24 protein-coding genes are annotated in these 25,247 nt (G+C 37.7%); all 24 read right to left on the bottom strand.

Features of this window, described 5'->3' with window-relative positions; translation table 11 throughout:
- Positions 1-134: 134 nt before the first annotated feature.
- The 24 genes from MKX83_RS02065 to MKX83_RS01950 all read right to left on the bottom strand — a co-directional run bounded on the left by MKX83_RS02065 (position 135) and on the right by MKX83_RS01950 (position 25,173).
- Positions 135-2,015 (bottom strand): helix-turn-helix domain-containing protein, encoded by a 1,881-nt coding sequence (locus MKX83_RS02065; protein ID WP_341053824.1) that lies wholly within the window; start codon positions 2,013-2,015, stop codon positions 135-137.
- A 142-nt stretch (positions 2,016-2,157) separates the two neighbouring features.
- Entirely contained in the window at positions 2,158-3,177 is a 1,020-nt protein-coding gene (gene dmpG / locus MKX83_RS02060; RefSeq protein WP_307315616.1) for a 4-hydroxy-2-oxovalerate aldolase, read from the bottom strand.
- Positions 3,178-3,193: 16 nt separating this feature from the next.
- On the bottom strand, positions 3,194-4,069 hold the full coding sequence (locus tag MKX83_RS02055) for an acetaldehyde dehydrogenase (acetylating) (RefSeq protein WP_322910281.1): 876 nt from the start codon (positions 4,067-4,069) through the stop codon (positions 3,194-3,196).
- 26 nt (positions 4,070-4,095) lie between these two features.
- Positions 4,096-4,845 carry an IclR family transcriptional regulator gene (locus MKX83_RS02050; protein WP_340977414.1) on the bottom strand — a complete coding sequence of 250 codons (750 nt, stop codon included), beginning with the start codon at positions 4,843-4,845 and terminating at the stop codon, positions 4,096-4,098.
- A gap of 142 nt (positions 4,846-4,987) precedes the next feature.
- On the bottom strand, positions 4,988-6,277 hold the full coding sequence (locus MKX83_RS02045; protein ID WP_095370946.1) for an MFS transporter: 1,290 nt from the start codon (positions 6,275-6,277) through the stop codon (positions 4,988-4,990).
- Positions 6,278-6,342: 65 nt separating this feature from the next.
- Positions 6,343-7,137 (bottom strand): 2-keto-4-pentenoate hydratase, encoded by a 795-nt coding sequence (locus MKX83_RS02040; RefSeq protein ID WP_095370947.1) that lies wholly within the window; start codon positions 7,135-7,137, stop codon positions 6,343-6,345.
- Positions 7,138-7,197: 60 nt separating this feature from the next.
- A complete protein-coding gene (locus tag MKX83_RS02035) occupies positions 7,198-8,055 on the bottom strand; it encodes an alpha/beta fold hydrolase (RefSeq protein ID WP_095370948.1) in 858 nt (285 codons plus the stop codon).
- 20 nt (positions 8,056-8,075) lie between these two features.
- Positions 8,076-9,032 carry a 3,4-dihydroxyphenylacetate 2,3-dioxygenase gene (gene hpaD, locus MKX83_RS02030; RefSeq protein WP_224938239.1) on the bottom strand — a complete coding sequence of 319 codons (957 nt, stop codon included), beginning with the start codon at positions 9,030-9,032 and terminating at the stop codon, positions 8,076-8,078.
- A 34-nt stretch (positions 9,033-9,066) separates the two neighbouring features.
- Positions 9,067-9,855: an FAD synthetase family protein gene (locus MKX83_RS02025; RefSeq protein ID WP_340977412.1), complete on the bottom strand. Its 789-nt coding sequence runs from the start codon at positions 9,853-9,855 to the stop codon at positions 9,067-9,069.
- A gap of 20 nt (positions 9,856-9,875) precedes the next feature.
- A complete protein-coding gene (locus MKX83_RS02020) occupies positions 9,876-10,355 on the bottom strand; it encodes a flavin reductase family protein (protein ID WP_095370951.1) in 480 nt (159 codons plus the stop codon).
- A 17-nt stretch (positions 10,356-10,372) separates the two neighbouring features.
- Positions 10,373-11,551 (bottom strand): acyl-CoA dehydrogenase family protein, encoded by a 1,179-nt coding sequence (locus tag MKX83_RS02015; protein ID WP_251163015.1) that lies wholly within the window; start codon positions 11,549-11,551, stop codon positions 10,373-10,375.
- 1,346 nt (positions 11,552-12,897) lie between these two features.
- The gene (locus MKX83_RS02010; RefSeq protein WP_340977411.1) at positions 12,898-13,167 is read right to left on the bottom strand and encodes a hypothetical protein; all 270 of its coding nucleotides are present in this window, start codon (positions 13,165-13,167) and stop codon (positions 12,898-12,900) included.
- Positions 13,168-13,743: 576 nt separating this feature from the next.
- Complete coding sequence (locus MKX83_RS02005) at positions 13,744-14,775, bottom strand: S66 family peptidase (RefSeq protein ID WP_322910275.1); 1,032 nt, start codon at positions 14,773-14,775, stop codon at positions 13,744-13,746.
- A gap of 17 nt (positions 14,776-14,792) precedes the next feature.
- On the bottom strand, positions 14,793-15,608 hold the full coding sequence (locus MKX83_RS02000; protein ID WP_095370957.1) for a lipid II flippase Amj family protein: 816 nt from the start codon (positions 15,606-15,608) through the stop codon (positions 14,793-14,795).
- Between the two features lie 139 nt (positions 15,609-15,747).
- On the bottom strand, positions 15,748-16,035 hold the full coding sequence (locus MKX83_RS01995) for a DUF4190 domain-containing protein (RefSeq protein ID WP_095370958.1): 288 nt from the start codon (positions 16,033-16,035) through the stop codon (positions 15,748-15,750).
- A 10-nt stretch (positions 16,036-16,045) separates the two neighbouring features.
- Entirely contained in the window at positions 16,046-17,887 is a 1,842-nt protein-coding gene (locus MKX83_RS01990; RefSeq protein WP_322910273.1) for an LTA synthase family protein, read from the bottom strand.
- A complete protein-coding gene (locus tag MKX83_RS01985; protein WP_341053816.1) occupies positions 17,884-19,485 on the bottom strand; it encodes an aminotransferase class V-fold PLP-dependent enzyme in 1,602 nt (533 codons plus the stop codon). Before MKX83_RS01985 ends, MKX83_RS01990 begins: the two co-directional genes overlap by 4 nt.
- Entirely contained in the window at positions 19,482-20,027 is a 546-nt protein-coding gene (locus MKX83_RS01980) for a glycerol-3-phosphate acyltransferase (RefSeq protein ID WP_233435322.1), read from the bottom strand. Before MKX83_RS01980 ends, MKX83_RS01985 begins: the two co-directional genes overlap by 4 nt.
- Before the next feature lie 177 nt (positions 20,028-20,204).
- Positions 20,205-20,636 (bottom strand): RrF2 family transcriptional regulator, encoded by a 432-nt coding sequence (locus tag MKX83_RS01975; RefSeq protein WP_095370962.1) that lies wholly within the window; start codon positions 20,634-20,636, stop codon positions 20,205-20,207.
- A gap of 18 nt (positions 20,637-20,654) precedes the next feature.
- Complete coding sequence (locus tag MKX83_RS01970) at positions 20,655-21,551, bottom strand: NAD(P)/FAD-dependent oxidoreductase (RefSeq protein WP_341053813.1); 897 nt, start codon at positions 21,549-21,551, stop codon at positions 20,655-20,657.
- A gap of 219 nt (positions 21,552-21,770) precedes the next feature.
- Positions 21,771-22,334, bottom strand: coding sequence for a PepSY domain-containing protein (locus tag MKX83_RS01965; protein ID WP_095370964.1), 564 nt, complete (start codon positions 22,332-22,334; stop codon positions 21,771-21,773).
- A 106-nt stretch (positions 22,335-22,440) separates the two neighbouring features.
- Positions 22,441-23,121, bottom strand: a complete 681-nt coding sequence (locus tag MKX83_RS01960; protein ID WP_095370965.1) for a PepSY domain-containing protein — start codon at positions 23,119-23,121, stop codon at positions 22,441-22,443.
- Positions 23,122-23,128: 7 nt separating this feature from the next.
- Positions 23,129-24,481: a sensor histidine kinase gene (locus tag MKX83_RS01955; RefSeq protein WP_341053809.1), complete on the bottom strand. Its 1,353-nt coding sequence runs from the start codon at positions 24,479-24,481 to the stop codon at positions 23,129-23,131.
- Positions 24,478-25,173 (bottom strand): response regulator transcription factor, encoded by a 696-nt coding sequence (locus MKX83_RS01950; RefSeq protein ID WP_095370967.1) that lies wholly within the window; start codon positions 25,171-25,173, stop codon positions 24,478-24,480. The genes MKX83_RS01955 and MKX83_RS01950 overlap by 4 nt, the downstream gene beginning before the upstream one ends.
- Positions 25,174-25,247 lie beyond the last annotated feature (74 nt).

Raw genomic sequence — 25,247 nt, 5'->3', positions numbered from 1 at the left:
TTGGAGGGAGTGCCTTCGATATGACTTATTAATAGTTTGACCCTTAATATTATCCGTTTAATGGAAATACCAGGCGTTCAATTACATTAAACAACTACCAGAACCAACTCTGGTGGGGTAATATAATCATCTACTTAGTTCATTTTCAATTCTCCTAAAGCAATTAAAGATTGCATAATCAAGAATAGTTGATGTGTTTCTTGAGGATTACGCAAATCCTTATCTAATGTATGTTCAATCTTTCGAATGCGATGGCGAAGACCGCTCATAGATAAATTCAGATCTGCTGTCGTTTGTTCCAATTTTCCTCCGTTTAGTAAAAACACATATAAGGTTTGCAATAAGTCCACCATCTTGCTATCCGATAAATCATATAGTGAGCCTAATTCCTGCTTGGCAATTGTTTTCACCCCAGCTGTATTTTTAGAATTAATCAGAACACCAACGATTCCTAATTGTTTAAAGGACATCATATTTTCCTTTGAAGATAGTCTTAAAGAAACAAGGGCTTCTTCATAGTGTTGATGGGCACTTGTAATCTCATTTCCTTGACTGCTAAGACCAATTGTAAAATCACCATTAGGAAAGTCCGCACGTAAGGTCTTCATTAATGGGCGGAAGAATGTTTCATGATGCTCATATGAAAGTGCCGCATCAGGGATCAGAATGGTTAGATGATGATCACGCATATTAATTAATACACTTTTCTTTTTTTCACTAAAGTATTGAATCATCCATTCATATATATCTTCCTGCAACTGAAACTCTTCTTCAAAGGATTCTGTACCAATACTAAAATCGATCATGACTAAGAAATAGGACTGTGTTAAATCGATACCCGTATATTTACCCCTTTTAATAATCTCTGCTTTAGACGTTTCTCCTTCTAATATACGTTCAAGGAAACTACCCTTCATTCTTTCTAACGATTCAAATCGAGTTTTTTCATTTAATAATATAAGGGAGGCAGCATTAGCAAATCGTTCCAGTAATAAATAGTCAGATTCATGACTGTTATCTATCATTGGTTCATAAACAAATGAGCAGTACCCTTGAATTTTCTTTTGCACTAAAATTGGAGCCATCAGCCTTGTTTGCTTTTCAGTATGGACGATTCTCTTTTGAAAAAACAATGGATAGGTAGGGGGCTTTTCTTCCTTATCATTCATAGGAAATGAAAAATATTGCTTCATATCATCCGTCAGTTCACCGCATTCATCTGGAGATAAGCCTGCACTAGACATTTGATAAAAATCAATAGACTCTATCACAATTGGTATTTTCATATGATCGTAGACAAGTTCAGTAATTTCTTCTAAACTACTGCCCCCAGAAATCTCTTCAGTTAATTTACTTTGAAATTCAGCCAGTTTTGTTACAAAATTACGTTGATCTAATAATTGTTCATATGTATAAGCTAACTCTTTAACGATGGGGGTTTCTTCATATGGAGAATGAGCATCTTCACCCTCCATCTCCCATTGTTCTTGCGATTGGATTGTCCATTTGCATTCAGCATCACCCTTCGCCACACAACACGTTTCTTTTACTAGCAACGACACACCTGTGATAGTAGTCATATAGCCGCTTGCATAACCTACTAATGTATGACATTGAGGTGTATCACTATAACCATGTAGTCGTATATGCTCTTCAGCCTCATAAGAACCATACCAAATACCCTCCGAATAGAGAGATTTCACATGCTGATTGTCTTCACACATTGTTAAATGGCATATATGCTTCACACCTGTAATTTGTCCATTTTCCTTATGATACAGGGGGCCGTGCTTGATTAAATAAGGAACCGAAGTATGCTCTTTCATTGCCTTTTTAGCATCCTTCACACCATTCTCCCATCCAAAAGAAAATAAGAAACTTTTTAGGCGTTCAAAACCTATATGCTTAACGAGTTGATGACGCAAAATACCTAGTGATGCCGATGGTGTCGAAACAACTCTTTCATGTCCTTTTGTAATAGGATTGATTGAAACTTCATCAACAACAATATGCATAGATAACCTCCTAAAGCGCAAGATTGAAAGCGCAAACATTTCTATTTTTATAAAAAAGGGGAAATTTCGCCCCTTCCAGTCTATTTTATTAGAAAATTGAAACATTCGCGAGTTTTGAAACGAAGGTTCGCTGCTTTGAACTTTAGACGAATGTTTTTACTTTTGCTAATTCTGCCGCCACATCAACAATCATATCTTCTTGCCCGCCGACAACTTTTCGGTTACCTAGTTCAATTAAAATATCTCGTGCATCTAAATTGAACTTTTCTGCTGCACGCTGGGCATGTAAAGCAAAACTAGAATAAACGCCTGCATATCCAAGAACTAAACTATTTTTAGTAATTTCTTGAGGAACAGGTAAGATCGGTGCCACAACATCTTCTGCTAGATCCATCATTTTATAAAAGTCCACACCTGTTTCAATGCCCATCCGATCTAATACACCTACTAACACTTCTGTTTGCGTATTACCCGCACCTGCTCCGAGACAACGTACACTTCCATCGATTCTTGTTGCGCCTGCTTCAATGGCAGCTAACGTATTTGCCATTGCTAATGAAAGATTATTATGAGCATGGAAACCAATTTCCACACCAATGGTTTCTTTCATTGCTTTGATTCTTGTTGTTACTTGATTTGGTAATAAAGCTCCAGCTGAATCAACGACATAAACAATATCGGCACCGTAACTTTCCATTAGTTTTGCTTGTTCCACGATTTTCTCCGGTTCTGCCATATGAGACATCATTAAGAATCCAACCGTTTCCATTCCAAGCTCTTTGGCAGCGTAAATATGTTGGGCAGACACATCTGCTTCTGTCACATGTGTAGCGATACGCGCCATCTTCGCCCCTAGTTGCTGGGCTTGTTTCAATTCTTTAACTGTCCCTATACCAGGAATTAACAACACAGCAACCTTTGAAAAGTCAGTTACAGCAACAGCTGCTTCTATTAATTCAAACTCATTTGTTTTTGACCTGCCATATTGCAAAGAAGATCCCGCTAGGCCGTCTCCATGAGCTACTTCAATATAAGGCACCTTAGCCTCATTCAAGCCTTTGGCAATCTTCTCTACTTGCTGAACAGTATATTGATGTGAAAGCGCATGACTCCCATCTCGCAATGCCACTTCCGTTAATAATACCTTTTGACGTTCGGTCATATGAATCTCTCTCCTTTTACTGTGTAATTAAATTCTTTGCAAACTCTTCAGCAACCTTTACGCCAGCCGCTGTCATAATATCTAGATTTCCTGAATATTTAGGTAAATAATCGCCGGCTCCTTCCACTTCTATAAAGATAGTTACTTGATTACCGTCAATAATTGGCTCCGTCCGTAATCGGTAGCCTGGCACATAGCTCTGCACAGTTTTTTCCATATCAGCAATTGATGCCTTAATCTCTTCTTCCTTCATCGTCCCCTCTTCCACTAACGTGTAGACGGTGTCTCTCATGAGTATTGGCGGTTCTGCTGGGTTTAATATAATAATAGCTTTCCCTTTTTTCGCTCCACCCACTTCTTGAATCGCCCTTGAAGTTGTTTCAGTAAATTCGTCGATATTAGCCCTCGTACCAGGTCCGGCACTTTTACTTGAGATTGTCGCAACGATTTCAGCATAGGCAACTGGACTCACTCGGTTCACCGCATGTACCATTGGTATAGTTGCCTGACCGCCACATGTAATTAAATTGATATTCGCAGCATCTAAATGTTCCTTTGAATTAACCGGGGGAACAATCAACTTACCTACAGCTGCTGGTGTCATATCAATGACCTTCTTACCTGCTGCTTTTAAAGCTTTTGCATGACGAATATGCGCTTTTGCTGATGTCGCATCAAAAACAATATCTGCAAGTTCCGGCTGTTCTAAAAACCCATCAATCCCAGTATCAATGGCGACATACCCTAATTCCTTCGCACGTCTTAAGCCATCAGAATTTGCATCAATACCTATCACCGTTGTAAGTTCTAAAATGTCTGATCGACCTAATTTAATCATCAAATCTGTTCCAATATTACCTGATCCTAAAATCGCTACTTTTACTTTACTCAAACCTCAGTTCCCTCCTTAATTTCCTTCTAATATCCAAGTGTAGTTGAAATTTCATTGGCAGCAGTTTTAATTCCAGTAATAACCTCTTGTTGATGTCCCTCATTTAATCGTACTGTTGGTACCGCACAACTAATGGAACCAACTACCCTTCCTTGATAATTAAAGATCGGGCTTGCTGTACATATAAGACCGAGTTCAATCTCCTCGTTATCAACAGCGAATCCCTGCTCTTTCACTACAGCTAATTCCTTTACTAATGCTTGCTTAGTAACAATGGTATTCTCAGTGAACGACTCTAAAGTAAGGGTTTCGATGATTTCTTCTTGTTCTTTTTTTGGTAAAAAAGCCAATATCGCTTTCCCTACTCCCGTACAGTGAAAGGGTGCCCTCCTACCAATCTGCGAATAGATTCGTAAAGAATGAGTACCTTCCTTCTTTTCAATGTAAATCGCTTCACCTTGCTCAAAAGATACTAAATGCACCGTTTCTTTTAGAGTAGTAACAAGCTTATTGATGATTGGCCTCGAAACTTCAGCGTAATCGAGTTGGTTCTCAACAATATGACCTAGTTGAAAAAGCTTCATACCTAAACGATACTTACCACTTTCCTCATTTTGATAAAGATAACCTTTCGAGGCCAAAGTTTTTATTAAACCATGTACCGTGCTTTTAGAGAGTTCCATGGCTTCCGCTATTTCTTTTACACTTAACTCTTTTTGACCATTAAGGAATAATTCTAAAATGTCTGTTGCACGCAAAACTGATTGTATCGTCATACATCCTCCAACGTTCGATAATATCGAATGGTATTCATTAATATCATATTAAAATTGTAGGATGTTTTCCTTTTGTTTGTCAATATAATTATTCTGATTTTTTATTTTTTTCAAAAACTAATTGTAACCGCATTCATTTTCTTTATGCTACGTTTGATTGAATATTCTCATCTTTATTTGGCCGGACAAATAACCAGACAAGTCCACCGCAAATAAGGAGGATTATACCGCATAATTGAAATGCCATATGAAAGCCCGCTGCTTGTGTTGCAGATCTTTCAATAAGAAGACCAGTAATATAAGGACCAACGATTCCTCCTAAAGAGGTAAACGCCATAAACCACCCTTGCACTTTACCTATATGCTCTTTTGAGACCATACTCGAAAGAATAGTCGGACCAAGCACAAGTGTGATACAACCGAAAGTAAGCCCTAAAGAAAGAAAGGCAATCACCAACATATTCGCATTTAGTAATGTTCCTATAAAGTAACTAACTGCTCCCGCTAGCATCACCGGACCCAGTACAAACACTCGACCCTTCACGATACTTTTCGTTTTCTTAAATAATCGATCTGAGACAGTAGAGAAGGTGATTTGAGAAATGGTAATCATTATCCATGGGAGTGCTGCTACTATAGATAAGGTTTCTGCACTCAATTGACGGACATTTTCCAAGTAATTAGGAAGCCAATTTAAACCAATGGTAAAAGACCAATACGTTGCAAAACCACAAATGGCAATAAGAATAAAGTTTTTTGACCTTAGCACTGGTCCAAATTTACTTACTGCTGTTTGTTGGCCTTGTTGGCGATTAGCCTTGTATTTTGCTATTGCTTCTTTGCGATCATTTTCTGCAATCATTAGCCAAAATACAACCCAAATCAAACCGACAATACAAGTTGCTAGAAATGCCGAACGCCAACCAAATTGAGTGATTAATGAAATAAGTATAGGTGCCGACATAGCTACCCCTAAAGGACCACCTACAGAAACAAGTGTTAAACCTATCCCAAGCTTCTCTTTTGGTAGATATTTTGTTGCAGCAGTCATAGCGAGTGAATAAGATGGTCCCTCCCCTGCGCCTAGTATAATGCGTGTTATCAATAAAAAGGTAAAGCTTGATACAAATAGGGTAGAAAACTGCACTGTCGCCCAAACAATTGCCATACCAGCAATAACAATTTTTGCACCGAATCTGTCAGCTAACGTTCCCCCGATAATAGCAAAAATAGAATATAAAAAGAAAAAGGCACTTCCAATGATCCCCCACTGTTCAGCATTCAACCCTAATTCTTCCATCAGAGGAACAGATGCAAATCCAATAATCGCTTTATCTGCATTACTAATCACTGTCAGTAAAAATAATAAAATAATAATTAGAATAGCCTGACGCGAGATTTTACCTTCTTTCGTACGAGGATTTTTCGCCATTTAGATGACCTCACTCTCAAGATTTTTAAGATAAAGTAAGCGAAGGACTATGCTCCGCTATGTTTTTAAAAACTCACTTCTACACTCACAAGTCCACTAAATTCTGCTTTAAATGAATCGCCTCTCTCCACAGGAATCGCTGCAGATAATGCACCTGATAAAATGACTTCTCCTGCCTTCAAGTGAACACCATAGTCAGACAGCTTATTAGCTAACCAAGCAACACAAGTTATCGGATTACCTAATACATCCGCACCATAGCCTTTATTAATCAATTTGTTATTTTTGTATAACTTCATTTCCATTTCTTTTAGCTTCACACTATCAACAGCATATCGTTCTTCACCTAAAACAAATTGGGCACTTGAGGCATTGTCAGCAATAGTATCTTCCAGTTTAATTCGCCAATTTTCGATTCGACTATCCACAATTTCTAAAGCAGGGATAATATAATCAGTGGCTGCTACAACATCGGCCTCTGTTATGTTGGGCCCCCGCAAATCATGCTTCAATACAAACGCAATTTCTCCCTCAATTTTCGGCTCAAATAATTTATCCATAGGAATGGCCGATTTTTGCATGGTGACATCCATGCTACTTAATAAATGGCCATAGTCTGGCTGATCAACCCCTAAGGCCTTTTGCATAGCTAGAGAGGTTAAACCGATTTTCTTCCCAACTATCTTTTCTCCTTGAGCCAACTTCACATCAATATTTTCCATCTGAATCTGATACGCCTCATCAACTGATAGTTGCTCGATTTCATCTGTTAATGGCTGGAGGGATTTCTTTGTTTCCTCCGCTTCTAAAAGCGCTTGAGCAGCTTCTTTTAGTTGATCATTTAACTGTAGTGTCATCATTGAACCTCCTTCTATATGGAAAGACCCCGCCACTTTGTTAAGAGACGGGTGTATAAATATTTATTTAGATACCACTTGTTTTTTTAAAAAATCAATAGTCACCTGATTGAATTCTTCCGGTTTTTCCCATTGTGGCCAGTGGCCAGCCTCATTGATTACTGTCAGTTCACTCCCTGGAATCATCTCTTTGATCGGTTCTGCTTCTTCTACTGTTGAAGTTGGATCATGGTCAGTCCAAGCAAGTAATGTTGGTACATTGATTTTGCCACACCATGATGGGTCCCAACTAAATTGTTTTCTTGCTTCGATGTTTTGCAAATGGACAATATGATGGACAGCTTCCTGATAAGCAGGTTGAGTATAAATATTGTACCGAGATTCAATTAACTCATCTGTTACTTGTGATTTATCATACATTAACCATTCTAATCTCGTTTTCACATTTTCATAGTTTGCTTCAAGTACAGCTTTTAATGTTGACGCTTTTAGCCCTGCCATAACTTCAGGTTTGTTATTCACATTACCAGGAGTATTGAGCACCATGGATTCCACATAGGACGGATGGTGAGCAGCAAACCAGGCAGCCACCCATCCACCAAGAGACTCGCCAGATAAATATACTTTTTCTAAATCAAGCGCTTTGATTACAGCTAATAAATGGTCACTGTAACTATCAATGCCGTACGGATAGTCTGGCTTTTCTGTATATCCATGACCTAACATATCGATACATATCACGCGGAAATGCTCAGCCAATCCTTTGATATTTCTTGCGTAAGCCTCGATGTGCCCCCCTGTACCATGTAAAAGTAAAAGAGGCTCTCCTGTTCCCGATTCTAGTACTCTCGTTTTCACCCCATCTGCATCGACAAAATGAAGTTTAAATTCGATATCTGCTAAATCGTTCCAAATAGACATATAATCCTCTCCTATTCTCTTTATTTTGTCACTTTCTCTTTCATCCACTCATCATTCACTGGTGTTGTTTCAAAGAAAGAATCCGGCACTGATGGTCCCCACCATAAACGACCCTTTGTATCATATTCTTCCTTGGTCCAGCCAATTGGTGGTAAATCAGTATCACGTTTATAATCACCAGAATAAATCTCAATACGATGACCGTCTGGGTCTCTTACATATAAGAAGAAGGCATTTGTTACCCCATGACGACCTGGTCCATAATCGATATTTGCGCGGTAGCCTGCGTCTGCAAGTAAGTCAGCCGTTTTCACAACGGAAGAAATACCGTCTACAATATAAGCAATATGATGCAGAGATGTTTCTTTATGTTGGACAAGGGCTACGTCATGTGTAGATGTTTTCGCTCTTGTCCATGCAGCAAATTTCCCCTCATCTCCTTGAACATATTCTGAAATGCTAAAGCCAATTGCTTGCCAGTATTCTAACGCTTTATCTACATTTGTTACACGCAGATTCATATGATCGATTGCTACTGGCGGTATACCACGATGTAAATGGGAGTATCTCATTGGCAAGGCATCTACTCCGCCACTTTTGTTCCCTACATTCATCTCTTCCATTGCATGATAGAATTCAACCGGATGACCATTTGGCTCAGCTACTTTAAGTACCGGCCCTTTTCCTGGGTGGATACTATTCTCGACATATTGAGTGGCAACTCCCATTTCTTGATGTTGCTTCTCTAACTCTCTTAAATACTCAGGACTAGATACACGTAGACTAAAACTACCAAGAGCTGCTTTTGGCTTTTGCGTTAAAATTAAAGAATATCGATCAAATTCATCAATCGCACGCAAATATAGACTTGACTCTGTTCTTTCCACTTCAATAAACCCTAGTACATCTACATAAAAGTCTTTAGACTTATTTAAATCTGTTACAAACAGCTCGATTTGCCCTAAACGAAGAATCATTACTCTTCACTCTCCTATTTATCAATATATTGATTTAACTGATTTGTTCTTTTGCATCTGTTTTTTTCAACCAATGAATGCTTAATTCTTTTGGTAAGGTCTTGTTCGATTGCCATTCTACTTCTTCTTTGCTAAGGACTTTGACTGTATGCATATCCCCTTGGCAATTCACTTCATATTCACCAAGTGCAGGTAGAGTATAAAAAGGTTTAACCCAGTACGTGCTACCGTTCCTTTGCAACTTCACTTGATACGGCCTACCAAGAAGCGCATTTGCTAAATCTACTTCCCCCTGCTGTAAACAGCTGCGGATATAAGAGGAACTAATTTTCAACCCATTTCTGCTCAATTTTGAAACAGATGTTGTCGTTATTTGATAGCCTGAATCAGTTGCTAATCTGGCCATATGTCCGACTCCCTTGTTACCATAATGAAAGTCGAAACCAGCAACTGCATGTTTAACGCCGAGAGTGAGTAAATATTGCTCAACAAATGCTTCTGGGGAGAGGCTAGCAAATGCATGATTAAATGGAACGATATAGAAAAGATCGACACCAAGAGAACTCATTCTCTTTTTCTTTTCCTCTAATGGCATTAAATAAGGAAAGTCAGATCGCTTCATTAACACCGTTTTCGGATGAGGAAAAAAACTCATGATTGCTAGTGGCAGGTTGCGTTTATTTGCTTCCACCTTTGCTTGGCGAATGACTTCTTGATGACCAATGTGAAGGCCATCGAAAAATCCGAGCGCCATCACACATGATTCTATGTTTTTACCTAATACGCCATGGAGCTCTTCCTCATTTAAGACGATGGTTTTCATCTGACTTCCCTCCTTTATTGTTAAGAAATTGGCTCTTCTACTGCTATCATTGAACGGTATTTGCCGTTAAAGAATAATAATGGATCTTTTTCTTCTAAATACACATCCTTCACCCGACCAATAAATAACGTATGGTCACCTTCTACATGTGTGGCCGATACTTCACATGCCATTTGTGCCACTGCCCCGTCAATGACCGGCATGTCATTTAATCTCGCGAATGACACTTCCTTTGTTTCCTTTAACTGTCCAGCAAAATTCATAGACAGCTCTTTTTGATCATCAGCCAAAATATTGACGGTGAATATCCCACTATCTTTAATTTTCGAAAGGATATTCGCTCGCTCCCCAATAGAGATAACTACTAATTTAGGATCAAGTGATACCGACATAAAGGCATTAGCCGTCATCCCATGAACATTCCCATTTGTTTCGGTTGCAATCACCGTTACACCGGTGGCAAATTTACTCATTGCATTTCTAAATAAACGATCATCCATCTTTACCTCTCCTTTCATTAACCTCTGACGCCACTCTCAAATCCAAATAAGTCTTGCCCGTAAGCAGCAACAGAATCTTCATAAAGTGATGTTTTATGTGTAGCCACGGATAAAATATCACGGATAAACATTTCTAAAGTTCCACCTTTATACAGTGCAGCACCACCAAGTGTTAACATGGCACGAACAGCGATATCTGTACAAAGCTTTATAATTTTAGTTCTAATGGCAAAAAACTCCCCGAGCGGTGTCATTTCGCCATCCTTTTCGTAATTTTCTAATAAAGAAATGTATTGAGCCATCAACCCTTTTGCTGCATGCAAATCAGTAGAAATTTCTGCTATTACACGTTGACTTCGAGGGGACTCACTTTCTCTCATCCCATCCATCAAACGAACACGCTTTTCCGTTAACACTTTAAACTCTTCAATCACTCTTTCCGCACCACCGATAGCAATCGCTGGGAATCCAATATAAAATGCCGGATAAAATGGCACATGATAAAACGGATAACTTTTATCATAATCTTCTTCTGGTGGCCTTCTTGTTGATTCCGCTTTTTCTAAATCGAGAATACGCTCTTTCGGTACGTACACATTATCTGCAATGATTTGGTTACTTCCCGTCCCTCTTAATCCAAAAGTATCCCAATTTTTAACGATTTCAACCTCAGATGTTTTCAAAATGGGTAGGCAGACTACTGGTTTATCACGTCCTGGTAATTGAACTTTCACCCCTACGCCAACCCAATCACTATGAAGAATGCCACTGACAAAATTCCATTTCCCACTAATTCTTAATCCATCTCCATCAGGTTCTGCTGTACCTAATGCTGCAAAGATATCTGCAATCAATCCACCTTGATTGACTACTTCATCTCTTCCTGCTTTCGGTAAATAAGATGGTAATGAATTGTGTAAAGGGTAAAGGAAGGTTAACCAAGCAGCAGAAAGATTATAATTTGCCACCTTTTGAATCACTTTTGCAAAAGTAGATAAACTCGCTTGTGGCCCACCATATTCCCTCGGTAACATCATCCTTGAGATTTGTGTTTCTTTTATCAAATTCACAACATTTGCTGAAACCGTGGCATTCTTATCAGCCTCATGTGCTTCTTCTTCAGCGAGCATACCAATCTTTTCGGCTCCCTGTAATAGCGCTTCTTCCGTTATATTATCCACCGTATTAACATTCATTGTTACTCACCCCGTTTATGAAATATAAAAACAATTAATTTGATATCGCTTACATTGTTGATTCGAAATTTTCTTTTAATTAAGTTTCTACTGTTAGTGTAGTGAAAAATGAAAATTCAAACTAGAACAAAAACTGTTCATGATTTTTGATTTTTTCGTCTTTATTTGTTCATGCCGGAAAACTTTTTTACAAAATAACTGGCGTAAAATGAAAAAGAAGCGTTCAAATGAAGAACGCTTCTTTTTTGTGATTTTATGAAAATATCGTCTAATAATACAGAGAGGAGTTGCTGTGAAAATCAACTATTAATTTCCATTGGGCACCATAGTAGAGGATTCTTGTTTGTGATGCTCTCGACTCTGGAACCTTTCCTGGCAGCAGCAATCAATGTACAAAAAAAATATCTGCTAATAAATTTTAACTCACAATTTCACTTGCTTTTCTTGTACCATTTTGCGCGTAAACACAACATGCACGCAGTTCTTTACCTTTTACCTCCATATCAGTCGAGGTTTTCCCTTTTATGCTACTTATCTTTGTGTTTTTGTTCAGATCAGTCGCGATCTCCTCTTTTTCACTACTTATCTTTTAGTTCTTGTTCAGATCAGTCGCGGTTTCCTCTTTCTCTCTACTTATCTTTTAGTTCTTGTTCAGATCAGTCGCGATTTCCTCTTTTATGCTACTTATCTTTGTGTTTTTGCTCTGATTAGTCGCGATTTCTCCTTTTTCGCTACTTATCTTTGTGTTTTTGCTCTGATCAGTCGCGATTTCCTCTTTTATGCTACTTATCTTTGTGTTTTTGTTCAGATTAGTCGCGATTTCCTCTTTTATGTTACTTATCTTTGTGTTTTTGTTCAGATTAGTCGCGATTTCCTCTTTTTCACTACTTATCTTTGTGTTTTTGCTCAGATCAGTCGCGGTTTCCTCTTTTTCTCTACTTATCTTTTAGACCTTGTTCAGATCAGTCGCGATTTCTCCTTTTTCACTACTTATCTTTGTGTTTTTGTTCAGATCAGTCGCAATTTCCTCTTTTTCTCTACTTATCTTTGTGTTTTTGCTCTGATCAGTCGCGATTTCCTCTTTTTCACTACTAATCTTTCAGTTTCCACTCTGATTAGTCGCGACTCCTCCTTTTACCCTACTTATCTTTGATTTTCTGGATGACTTTTGCTCGTATACGCAACTTGCCCCAAGTTTTCTTTCTTTTCCTATTAGTTTTTGTCCGCAAACTCAACTTCTTAAGCAGGCAGACGATTTTTCTTTTCTGCCCCCCTTGTGATTCTTCCTTTGACAACGCTCACAGCTCAGGTTCTGATATCAAGGAGACCAAATACCAAATTTACAATCAAAGGAAAGAAACAAGTAAAACAATAATAGGAAAGAGAACAAAAAACCCATTTAACCCTTGTAAAAAGATAATGAGCGGGCTCATGCTATTTTTGTTCCTAATATAAAAGAAAGAAATGATAGCTAAAATGGGGGTAAGTAATCCAAAGATGCCATAGACCTTGCCGGTTGTGTCTAAAAGCTCTTGAATAATTAAGGAAGTAAGAACGATATTTACTAGCAACAACAATAAAGGAATAAGCATTTTCTCTGCTTTGTACTGCTCCACCTCTATCACCATCCTCTAGATCATTTATTAATAGATGAACAATAAAAACAAAAAGAGAAGACTTAACATCAAATATCGAAATAAATATTTACTTTTTTGCATCCATGATTCTACCGCATCCATTAGAAACATCATGGCCAAAATGAGATATAATCTACTCGGTAATAACAAGTCAGTGTTTTGAAGACCCAAAATTAAATAGAGTAATAGCATGAAAATGAATACGAACCGAAGTATAGTAAAAATTTTAATTGGCTTTACATTACTTTTTTCAAAAAACAAACCCATTTTTTCATCTACTTTCAAAGATTTTCTCCCTACTTCGCCGTTTAAAATAAAAGGTAATAAGCAGACTACCAGTAAAAACAAACAAGAGTGAGCCCCAAAATCCCCTTGATAAACCAGCGAAAAAATAGAAAAACACCGCATTCACTAACATCCAAAATGTAAAAAGGATAGAAAAAACCAGACCTCTCATAGTCTTATTTGCCCTTTTTGCTAACAACCAAATTCCTACAATACATTGCAATAATATAAAACCAATGAATGAACTCATCCAGTAATTATAGACTAACACTACTCCACACCATTTTCTAAGATGGCAAAGGAGCCAAGATCAGCATCAATTTGAGCAGTTGCCCCATAAGGCAAAATAAATTTTGGTTCGGTATGTCCAAAATTTAAGTTATAAAGAACGGGTACATCAGTTAAACCGTATTCCTGTAAAACGGTTAATATCACCATCTTGTATTCTTCATAGTATGCTTCATCATAAGGCTTAGCAAATACGATTCCATTTGCTGCTTTCAATATTCCTTGCGCTGCATAATTTCTGAGCCAATACTTCACATAATCAGGGGCCGTCTTATCTTCAGACGTTTCAAAAAACAAAATACTACCTTCCCAATACTCTTTCTCTGGCCAAAGAATGGTTTGCTTAGCAAATTCCAGCACTTCAATACAGCCGCCAATTAACGATCCTTGTACCTTACCGCTTCCTTGCAGGACCTCATAACCGTTATTCTTATTCATTTTTCGCCGCTTCTCTTTATTGACTTCTATCCACTCGAGTCTCTCACTCGTCCAATGCGGAGCAGGCATCAGTTCACCAATTGGAGAAGAGGAAAATAGCGTACGTTCGATGCTTTCAACCGTGTACGGATCCATCTCAACATTCTCGGCAAAGTCTGTTAAAATCGCAGGTCCATAGAAAGACGATAGCCCTGCTTTGTGACAGAATAAATGAGTAATCGTGACATCTGAATAGCCCATAAATATTTTAGGGTTTTCTTTTATCACATCAAAATCAATATAGGGCAGCAAGCGAATACTCTCTTCTCCACCAATATTGGCAATAATGGCTTTAATACTATGATCAGAAAAAGCTGCCATTAAGTCTTCAGCGCGCGCTTCGGGATGTTGATATAAATAATCTGCCCCCTTCAGGCTGTGCGGCATTGCGACGACTTCTAGTCCAAATACTTGTTCAAGCCGCCTTACCCCTTGTTCGTAACGCCATTTAATTTCTTCTTCTCCTGCACCTCCCCATGAAGGACTCACCGTTGCTACTCGGTCACCTCTTTGCAATCTTTGTGGTTTTTTCAACATATATATCCCCCCATCTGTTATATCCAACGTGCAAACCAAGCTACATAGTAAGCAGCAGGCAAGAATATGATTTGCGCTGCCAATGTGCCAACAAACTTAGAACTGACCATTGTTAATGAATAACTTTTCAAATAAATATATTTGCTTGGGTTAGTTACCACCCTATCAGCTAGTACTGAAGCTTTTGGGTCAATAAATAATGTCAGAATAATTGTTGCTACACCGTTTATGATACCCGACGACATTAACGCTGCTTGCGCATACTCTGGTGCAATAATGGAAGCATAGATAGATGATAGCACCCCTGTCGTAAACACCGCTGTGACGATTACATTCAAGCAAAATAAGCGCTTAGGAATGGTTTGTAACGTAATTCCTTTTAAATAATAGAAACGTGGGATTCTAATACATGAAAGCATACGCTTGATTCCTCGTAAATTCATATTTTTCTTTACTAATGCGGGGATTGAGCCCCGTTGTTCTGACATTTGCACGATTGCCTTTGAAAATATCAAAATAAATGTAGGGAAGAGCAACATGCCTAGCAATACACCTATTGAAGTAACACCTATTAACAGACGATACTGTTCTTCAATGAACTTCATGACATTCCCTTCAGGTGCTGCATTAATCAACTTTGCCGTCATCGGTTGCTGAATCATCGTCGAAAATCGCGAGACAATCACTAATGTACTGAACAATGAGATTGCTGTAGCAATCAACCTTACTCTTGTTCCAGCAATCCTAGTCGAGTAAGCTAAAGTCTCTATTAATGTAACGATTAATAGAAAACATGCGATCAAAAGTAATTTTGCTGTGATCAATTCTGCCATTAACTTGTTCACTCCAGCTCTTTATATTAAAAGCAATTATAAATCAAGTGGGATAAATTAACAATAAAAAATACCATCCTTTTCCTTTGGTATTTGGGCATAAAAAAACGCTCCTTCCATTAGAAGAAGCGCATTTCCGTTAAGGCATTTCCTGTATTTCTGTCTCAAAAGTTGAATAAGCAAAGAAACCAAGTAACGCAAATAATATCCATATGACCGTAAGAATGATACCTATAATCCCGCAGATAAGGCCGGCCGTTGCTAGCGATTTCCCTTTTTCTCCTGTTTGCAGGATTTCTTTTGCTGACAACCTTCCAAATACAATACTAATAATCCCTAATAAGAAGCCGATAAATGGAACGAGCAATGAGAGAATCCCTAGAGTCAGGGAAACCACTGCTTTCGTATTTGTTTTTTGTTGTTCCATTCTTTCCCTCCTATTCTATAAACCTAAATAAATCCCCTAAAATAATTTCATCAGATAACTTAAGTTCTTTACGTACCGTTTCTAGATAAGTTTCACAGTTTTCTTCTTCAGTTAGTGATTCAGTATTCATGCTGTAACAAGCATTGTTAAGATAAGCATATTCACTAGCTACCATACTGCCATCACGAAAGACAACAGGTTTATTAGGATCTCTCGTAAAGAGGTTTTCACTAAAGTTTGTTCTTTGCTCCTCATCAATACCCATTAGTTCGAGGATAGTCGCATGAATATCAATTTCGCCACCGATTGTTTCAAATATCGCACCTTCTTCACCAGGTATATGAATAATAAGAGGAATTTGCTGCAATTGAAGATGATTAATCGGCGTCTCCGGTTGATCTAATAACTCATGCACGCCTTCTTCAAATTCTTGAGAAATCCCATAATGATCACCATAGATAACGAAAATGGTGTCTTCATACATGCCTTCCTTTTTTAACAAATCAAAGAATCTTTCAATCGCTGCATCTTCATAATTAACCGTTGTCACATAACGATTAACAACGTCAACCGACGTATCAGCAGGAGGCATTCGTTGGTCCTCACTTTCTAATAAAAAAGGAAAATGATTTGTTAATGTAAGGAAACTAGCCATATAAGGTTCAGTTAGCGTTGAAAGATGTGTGATTGATTGTTCAAAAAAGGGAATATCTTTAATACCATAGTTTACGGAATTCTCTTCTGTAATATGATAGTCCTCTTGAGAAAAATATTGATTATACCCTAAGCTCGGATACATTTGCTTTCGATTCCAAAAATTAATGCTGTTACCATGGAAAGTGGCAGCGCTATAATTATTTTTTGCTTTCAATAATTTAGGTAGAGAAATAAACTCATTTTCAGGGCGTCTAACAAAGACAGAACCACTGGATAAAGGGTATAAGCCTGTATGAATCATGAACTCTGCATCTGACGTTTTTCCTTGTGCTGCTTGCTCATATATATTTGAAAAATAATAACTATCTTCTATTAAGGAGTTAAGAAATGGGGTAATTTCTTCTCCATTGACTTTACGGTTAATGACGAAATTCTGCGTAGACTCTAAGCTAATCAATACTAAATTCTTTCCCTCAGCAAGACCAAAATAGTCTGATTTAGTATCAGGCATCCCCTGTAAATAGTTAGTTACAGGCTCAACACTTTTATCACTAGCTAATACTTTCATCATTGGTGATTGCAAACTATTAATAATGTTGAACACTTGATAATTATATAGCCCTAATGACTCAACAAGCTGTTCCCTGTCATAGTTTGCTTGAAGCACGTAGGGATTTCTCAATAATGCGAGGGAAACAGTCATCATGATTAAGACCATAGTCAAGCCAACATACTTCTTTTTATGAGGCATAGCTGGTTGCCACTTTGTTTGTTTTGTTTTTCGCCATACATAAACAAAAAAGATAATATCTAAGAATAATAGCAAATCTAAAGGCGAAATTAACTCTAACGTACTAGGTCCAAGTCCACCAACATTATTTAGCTGCATAAGGACAGATACTGTTACAAAATCAATATAGAAACGATAATATAGTAAGTTCGCATATAATAAACCAATAAGCAACACATAGGCAATTAACACGCCTATCATGGAAAAACTTTTTTTGAATATAAAAGCAAGGCCCATAAGTAGCAAGCTAATACCAATTGGATTAACGAGAAGGACGAGAAAGTCTAGCCATGTCTCGACGGTTAAATTGAAGCCTACCCATGTAACAACCACTACCTTTACCCATAACATGACAAAGAGTGCAGCTAGATAATGCTTACCAACCCAATTTATAAAGTTTTTCATCCCATTACCTTCCTACTATGAAAGCTGTCATAGACTTTAAGCAAGCGAATCATCGCATCCTCAACATCTGCCTTTTTCTGTTCCCCCATTAGTGCAATCTGAAACCAGTTTCTCTCAAGCAAATAGTTGCTTTCATAACTGACATAAACCCCTACGTGCTTCAATTGATCGCCAAACTCTCTTGAACTAATTTCTATCTCTAATTGAACAGTCAAAATACCCGGAGAATAATTTTCTCCATAAAACACTCTTAAGCCTGCCTCTACTAATTTTTGACGTACTAATTCATATAAAGCATGACTTGCATAATGATGATTCTCTATCGCTACAGATAGTGCATACAGTCCATTTGATGAATGTGTAAACGGAATACTCGCCTTGGCCTGATACACACCAATATCAAGATATTTCGGTAATTGATGATGAGGCTTGATTTGTGTTTGATGAAAAACCAGCGCTAAACCAGGATATGAACCTAAGCCTTTCCCACTTACCGCACTCGTGATATATACATTCTTTAGATGAACTGGAACAATTCCTAGCGAACTGCAAGCATCTACACATAGCTTCACATTATACTGCAGACAAAGCTGTTCCAATTCTTCTAATGGAAAAAGATAACCTGTAGATGTTTCACAGTGTACAGTCCAAATCCAGCCAATATCTCGATTGTCCCGTAACATGTTCTCTACTTCGCTTATATCTATAGGTGCGTTCCATGGTTTCTCAACTGTCGCAAAAGGTAATTTGAAACGCTTACCATGCTCAATGAGCCGGTACCCAAATTCACCGTTTGCTAAAATAAGCCCCTTCTCATTTACTATTGATAAATGGGCAGCAACCATATCATTTGCCATTGTTCCGGTACCAACAGCTATTTCGACTTCATTAGCATTAGTTAATGCGCAAAGCTTCTTTTTTAGCTTGCTCAACATAGAGCTTACTTCATGAGAACGGTGGGACACTGGCTCTCTCCCCCACGCCTCCTTTACCTTATCTGCGATCGAAACTGGACCAGGAAGGAAAAAATGTCCATTCTCTTTCGCGTTCCGCCTCAGCATTTTTTGAAAAAGCTTAGATGCTGCCTCGAAACTTTCTTTTGTTAAATACATTGGTTGGTATGGCGCTTCCTTTGTACCTACTAAAGGACCAAAGGGACGGAATCCAAGATGTCTATATAACTTTGTCTGTCTTAATGTTCCAGAAATGATAGCCATTGTATAATGCTCTTTAAGACAGAAATCAACTAAAGCTTTGCTTAACTCGTAAAATACGCGACTCCCACGATAAGGTGCTTTGATAGATAATAACCGTATCTCACATAAGGTTTCGTTTGGTGGCAGGTACGCGTCTAATTGATCAAGCTTTTCGTCTAATGAAAATGGTCTCGTCCCTTTCACAGCAATCATACCAACGACTTCATCTTCTTTTTTAGCGATAATATATGTATTAGCATCATGAAAGCGATCAATTAATTTTCTCTGTTCATTCACTCTATGTTGCGGTATTTCCTCTACAAATGTTTCATAGTTTAATTGATGAATCTGCTCCAGTTCAGAACTTTGATCTGCACGTTTATAAACAATTGCTGTCATCATTCCACTCCTCCACTTCTATGCAGCCTTACAATAATGAATAGCATAAAAAAGTATGCCGCCGCTAACATCCAACTACTTTTTATCATAAGTAGAATAGGCATGATAAAAAAACTAGTTAGTGTAGGGATAGTCAACTTCTTTGTGATGATATATAGCAGGAGAATGAGTCCACCGACGATTAGTAAACCCATTGGCAACAATACCAATGAGACAGCTAGATAGACAACAATTCCCTTTCCCCCATGGAAATGTAATTGCACTGGCCAGATATGACCACATAAGATTGCTACCACAACGCAAGCGAGTACTAGATTACTAGCTTCCCCCAAATAAATGACTACTAATAAAGGGAAAATGGTTTTGAGTGCATCAATAATCACGGTATACACAAAAGCTTTCCTACCCATCACTCTACCGGCATTACGTGCACCTGCATTACCACTTCCCTTTACTCTTATATCCTCACCATATAAAAAATGACCAATATAATAGGCCCCATTTAAACAACCACAAGCATACGCAAAAAGAACCCATAAAACCAAATTCAGGAAGGGTCACCTCTCTTTTTAACATAACTACATACCTCATATCTTAACATTATTATCCAATGTGTAGGAATACCCTAAATGTCATTTTTTACATAGGTTTTAAAATATAAAAAAAGGCTCAAGCCACCAATCATATAGAGTCTCGAGCCTTTTCATTCCATTTTCATTTACTTAATTTAAATCAACTGCTTTTTGAGAAGCTTTCATTTGTTCAGCAATGTCACTAATGAAGGTTTGCTCCAGCTGTCTTACCATTTGCTCTTCTGCTCTAAGCATTGCCTGCTCAATTAAACAGCCTTCATTATGTGGGTGGTCGTGATCAAGTGAACAGTGAAACAGTTGATTACTTCCTTCTATCGCTTGGATCACTTGTAAAAATGAAATATCTCCATTACGCTTCACTATACGGTAACCACCTTTTGCTCCGGGTGTGGATTCGATTAACCCCGCTTTTACCAGCTTTGTTAATATTTTTGATAAATAAGTCGGCGATAGATCTTGCACTTTTGCTAACACGTCCACCCCGACAGATTCACCTTTTGGAGCCAAGTATAAGTAAGCCATTGTGTGTAAACCATAATTCGTCGCACTTGAATATTTCATTTTTACTACTCCTTTTTTCTAAAAATCTTCGGCTAATAAATCACTCACAACAGCAATGCCCGCCCTACTTCCGTCACTAGCCGCAAATATAAGTTGAGCCATTGGCATTGTTGATGTGTCACCACTAGCATAAACACCTTCTATATTTGTTCTACCAAATTCGTCTGTGATAATGCCACCATTTTCATTTACTTTACAACCTATTATATCAGCTAAAGGAGAAGCTTGCTTTGACATCATCCCAACAAATCCACCATTCCTTTCTAATCTATCCCCATTTGTAAAGACAACTTCTTGTAATTGTCCCTCTTCACCATGTAAATAAGCAATTTCTTCCTCCAATACACGGATTCCTTTCGAGGCTAACATTTCTTTTTCTTCTCCTGTTAAAAGCTTTTTCCCATTAGAGCATACAATAATATCATTACTCCAATTCGTTAGTAATTTAACCATATGGGTAATACCTTCCATCTCAGAAACAACCACGAGTTTTCTCTCCCTTAACTCCCAACCATCACAAAAAGGACAATGAAAGATACTTTTGCCATATAACTCTTTTAATCCTTTAATAGGAGGTAATTGATCCTTCACTCCCGTTGCTAAAATCACTTTTCTCGATTGTATAAGATTACCTGAGCTTGTCTTAATGAGGAATATATTGTTTTCTTTTTTAAGCCCCGTCACCTTTTCGTTCTTTAATGAAATGCTTGGATATTTCTGAAGATCTTCTTTTGCTAAACGTTTAAATTCAACTGGTGCAATTCCATCTCGTGTAATAAAACCATGTGATTCATGTGTAACACTATTCCTCGGTTTATCATCATCAAAAAGCATGATATTTTTTCTTGCTCTCCCTAATACAAGCGCCGCATTCATACCTGCTGGACCGCCACCAATAATCACACAATCTAACATTTTATTACTCACTCCTCAATATAAATATATTATAGACCTTTAATATCTATAATAAGAAGTATAACGATTAAAAACAAGGAAAACAACTCGCACTTTAGAGTAAAGACGTTTTCTAGATAAAAATTAATAGCAGCAGTTGGCGAATTACTCTCATTATTTGTACTTATGTTCATAATAAAAAGTGCTCACCAGAAGATGAGCACTCTCTTATTATTTTTATTAATCATCTAATTCAACTTTTAGTACTTTACCCGTTAAAGCATCAATTTTTATTTCTGCTTCTTGTTTGCCTTCTAATTCAATATCGTAAATAAGTGTCCCATTATCGTGATCAAGTTGCAGTTCACTGAACTCTCCGCCTGCTTCTTTTTCAGCTAATTGAATGGCTTCACTTGCAGAGAATAGCTTTTGATCCAGTGTAATTTCTTCGTCCTGCTCATCTTCTTTCTCTGATTTCACTTTAAGCACTTCACCAGTATTTGCATTTAACTCTACATCTGTTTCAGTCCCATTCCCTTGTAGCTCTACATTATATACGAGATTTCCTCTTTCCCACTCTAATTCAACATCAGTTACTTTTCCTTTCCCTTCCTCTTGTGCTGTCTTGATTGCTTCTTCAATTGAAAGGGTTCCTTCATTTGTATTGCTTGTTTGTTTTTGTTTCACTTCTTCACCATTTGTTACCGTTGCTTTTGGGGCATCATCATTGGCAAATGTGGTTGCAGCGAAAACGCCTCCTAATGTAATAGCTCCTGCTAATAAACCTACTCCTACTTTTTTCATTTTAATTTCCTCCTGTTTGTTATGTCTATACTGCTATATTAAACAGCTATCATGAGATAAAATTGTGAGGAAGATTAAAATAAGATTAGAATTCACTTCTTTTTCATTAATCCCAAGTCACAGTTGATTCACCTGTAATGGCATTCACTTCAACTATAGCCTCTTTTTCATCACCCGTTTCAATTTCGATAAGATAGAAGACATGATCCTCTTCATTTTCCAAGTCAACATCGTCTACTTCGCCTTGAACAGCTTGGAGAGCAATTTCAATCGCTTCTTCTTCTGTCAGAATCGTATTTTTCGGAGGCTGTTCATTGGCCAGCTCATTTGAAAGGACTTTCCCAGTTACTGCATGTAAGGTAATTTCACGCGCTTCTCCGTCTTTAACTACTTGAGCGACAAATACTTCTTCGCCTGACTTTTCTTTTAGATTTACTGAATCAATTTCCCCTAAAGAAGCAGTTTGCACTAATTCCTTGACTTCTTGTTCCGTTAAACGTTGTTTTTCTTCTCCTATTCTTGACATTTCTTCAATTTCACCACTTGCACGATTAATGTGTAGTTGATACATTTGGCCTGCTCGATCGAAAGAAACGATAAACTCTTTACCTTTATTCTCTGTTTCTTGGATAACGCCTCCATATCGTTCCTCAACTATCTGCTTTACCTCGCTCTCAGCTAATTCATCCGATGGCAACACAAACTGTTTGAGCAAGAGCCAGACAATAATGATCATGATGAAAAAAAACAGAATGAATCCTAAGCTACTAATTACCTTCTTCTTCATTTTCTCATCACTCCTGACTTTGCCCTTTATCAAAAAGTATTTTCACTTTCGTTCCTATTCCTAATTCGCTTTGAAGCGTTAACTGAACATCAATCGCTTCTGAGATTTCTTTTGCCAAAGATAAACCGAGTCCGCTACCATTTTTCCCCCGCTTCCTTGCGGGATCTACTTGGTAAAAGCGATCAAACACTCTCGCCTGATCAGCTTTAGAAATACCAACTCCTGTATCAATTACTTCAATAAATGTTTGCTCATTTGCCTTCCCGATAATAATTTCAATCTCATTTTCACTATATTTCCTAGCGTTATCTAATAAGATAAACAATAGTTGCTTAAGCTTTTGCTCATCAGAAGTGACCGTCGTTTCTTTTAAGCCATTTATTGTAATGTGGCGCTGATACGCCCTCTCAAATGAACGACTAACTTCAGAAAGGAACGGGGAGAGCGTAATCTCCTGTTTTTGTACATTCCATTCTTCGTTATTCTTCGCCAAAAGAAGCAATTGTTCAGTTAGTTCTCTCATTCTTATTGCCTCTGAGTGGATAGCTTCAACAGATTCATCGACTAAATCTTTATCTTGGTACCCGCGTCTCTTAAGCAAATTAGCATAACTTTCTATGATTGTTAATGGTGTTTTTAATTCATGAGAAGCATTAGCAATAAATTGCTTTTGTTTCTCATCATTCTCCTCAAGCAACGTAATCATATGATTGAAGGTTTCACCCATTTCCCTCAATTCGATGTCTGCATTTCGATGGAGCTCCAGCTGTTTAAATTGGCCACTATTTCTAATTTCCTTCATTGTTGCAGTTAAAGAAAGAATCGGCGTAATAATCACGTTGCCGACAAACCTACTTGAAAGGAATACAGGTATCGTTGCAACTAGCGTTACGATAAAGAGAACGGTCTTTAATATATTTAAATTTCGATAACTTGCTTCAATATCTTTTCCTATTTGTAAGTTTGCCACTTCTCCACTGGGCAAAATCATTGGTGTTAAACTAATAACTATATGTTCGTCTTTAATAATTTCTGTCTTATCACTTGCTCCAAACTGAAAAGGCAGCTTATCTACCTTTTCATTATCCATCGAAGTGGTTGTTGTTGCTTCTCCATTTTCATGAATAATTCTTATAAACCCATCAACCGGTACATACGCCCTTAATAAGCTTCCTTGAGGAAGAGTGCCTAGGGATTGATGGAACTCAGTTAAAACCCTATTTAATTCTTCTTTTGCCTGCTCCTTCTCACCCTCTAGCGTAATGGATTGAAAAATAAAGTATATTGTAAAGTTCATTACAATGAGTAAAACAATAAATAAGACCGCAGTATATAAATGAATTCTATTTTTGATCTTCATGTTGGTTGCCTGAGGGTATAGCCCACACCTCTTACTGTTTGAATAAGCGGTTTGACATCATCAGATACTTCTAACTTCCTTCTTAAATAACGAATATACACATCAACCACATTTGTATCACCGCTGTAATCGTACCCCCACACTTTAGACAATATTTGGTCTCTTGTCAGCACTTGGCGTTCATTCTCAGCTAAATAGAGCAATAAATCGAATTCCTTAGCAGTCAACTCAATGGATTGTTCCCCTCGCATGACTTCTCTCGTCTGCTCATTCATTTTTAAATCGCTACAAGTTAACCATTTTCCTCCTTCTTCCTTACCGCCTTTTTGTTTCAATCGCAAAGCTGCTCTCACTCGTGCTAGCAATTCTTCTATTTGAAAAGGCTTGGTGACATAGTCATTCGCCCCAAAATCAAGTCCAGTTACTTTATCTTCTACTGCACCTTTAGCTGTTAGTAATATAACCGGTGTAACCGTATCATTCCCTCTAATTCTACGCAGAATTTCCATCCCACTTAAACCTGGTAGCATCACATCTAAGAGGATAAGATCCCACTCTTTTTCTCGGTAATGATTCATCGCCTCCATGCCATCATACACCTTTGTCACTTGATAACCTTCATACGTTAATTCAAGCTCTAATAAGCGCGCAATTTTTTCCTCATCCTCAACAATCAAAATCTCCTCTGCCATCCACCACGCCTCCTTTTACAGTTATTATTAACTTACCAAAAGAACATTAAAAACAAATTAAAATTTTCATTAAA

It is taken from the genome of Cytobacillus sp. FSL M8-0252 (assembly GCF_038007345.1).
Taxonomy (GTDB): domain Bacteria; phylum Bacillota; class Bacilli; order Bacillales; family Cytobacillaceae; genus Cytobacillus; species Cytobacillus kochii.
This window is presented reverse-complemented; position numbering and strand designations above follow the sequence as displayed.